Raw genomic sequence first — 866 nt, 5'->3', positions numbered from 1 at the left:
CCCTCGATCCGCCCTGCACCGACGAGGAACCGCTCTGGACTCCCGTCGGTCAGCTCACGCTTGACCTGGCCGACCCGCGCCGCCGTGCCGCCGCACGCCCCACCGGCCGCGCCCCGGACCCGGCACCCGCCTGGCCCCGCTGGTCCGGCGCGCAGCCGTCAGCCCTCGCCTCCGCCACACCCGAGGGAGCGCGCGCGGCACACCGGTTCGTGCGCACCTTCCTGGAGATCGTCAACGGCTTCCGGCCGCCCGGTCAGCTCCGGCCGCTCTGTCTGCCCGAGTCGGCCGGCCCGGCGGCAGCCGAACTGACCCGCGCGGCCCGCCGGGTGACCCCGGTCCGCCGCCGTACCGCCCGGCCGGCGCTGCTGCTGCGGCGCCTGCGGGTCTGCGAGCCCCGCGCCGGCGCCGTCGAGGCCACCGCCGTGTTCGCCGGCGCCGCAGGCGCGAGCTGGGCGATCGCAATACGCCTGGAACGCCGCCGAGGCACCTGGCTGTGCCTGGTCCTCGACGTCCTTTGAGCCCGGCCGTCACATCCCCGCCCTGCCTCGACGCGCCGCGGCCCCCGCGCCGACCTGTGACCGGGCGCAGTCAACCAGCTCCCGACTCCCGACTCCCGACTCCCGGTGGAGATCTTGGTACCAAACGGCCCTCATAGGGGCCCTTTCCTACCAAGATCTCCACCGCTCCCACCAAGCGGAACACCAATCTCGCTCAACGGGAGGCTCGCCGCACAAACCAGCCCAACGAGGATCTCCAGCCCACGCCCGCGCCTCCACGGCGCCGATCTTGCACTTTCGGTCCCCCGATACCGGCATGAAGCGGGCACGATGAGGGCCGAAACTGCAAGATCGCGGGGCAGGTGGGGC

Annotated in this window: 1 protein-coding gene; it reads left to right on the top strand. The window is 74.0% G+C overall.

What is annotated here, in order from left to right; genetic code table 11:
• Window positions 1-518 (top strand): Rv3235 family protein (locus EAD96_RS17655; protein ID WP_121685090.1); only part of this gene is annotated, 518 nt, incomplete at its 5' end.
• Window positions 519-866 lie beyond the last annotated feature (348 nt).

The sequence above is a fragment of the Micromonospora sp. BL1 genome, assembly GCF_003667485.1.
Lineage (GTDB): Bacteria > Actinomycetota > Actinomycetes > Mycobacteriales > Micromonosporaceae > Micromonospora > Micromonospora tulbaghiae.
This window is presented reverse-complemented; position numbering and strand designations above follow the sequence as displayed.